The organism is Pseudoalteromonas sp. CR1 (assembly GCF_019392235.1).
Classification (GTDB): Bacteria; Pseudomonadota; Gammaproteobacteria; order Enterobacterales; family Alteromonadaceae; genus Pseudoalteromonas.
Genome location: NZ_JAHXRM010000128.1, coordinates 1 through 292, shown reverse-complemented (window position 1 = coordinate 292; position 292 = coordinate 1). Strand labels below are relative to the sequence as shown.

1 protein-coding gene is annotated in these 292 nt (G+C 63.0%); it reads left to right on the top strand.

The genetic code is table 11. From position 1 onward, the window contains the following. Positions 1-106: 106 nt before the first annotated feature. On the top strand, positions 107-292 hold a 186-nt coding region (locus KZZ04_RS18780), incomplete at its 3' end, for a hypothetical protein (protein WP_219423763.1).

Genomic DNA, 292 nt, shown 5'->3' with positions numbered 1-292 from the left:
CCTGCCTTGGGTTGAACCCAATACTGAACAGACAGCGCCGCAGGGAGCCCGACCGCGACATCGGGTTTGCAGTCGAGCGCACCGCCGTTGTCAGGAGGCCGCTGTAATGCCCACACTCAACCGTATTTTATTAATCGCCCCGACCGAAATGACCCGTACTCCGGCGTTCGACCGTGCGCAGGCGTTGGCCTGTGCCACCGGAGCGTTATTGCACATGGTGGCGTTTGATTACGTCCAGGCCCTGGCGGTGGCCGGCCTGTTCGACCATGACGCCATGGCACGCGCGCGCGAG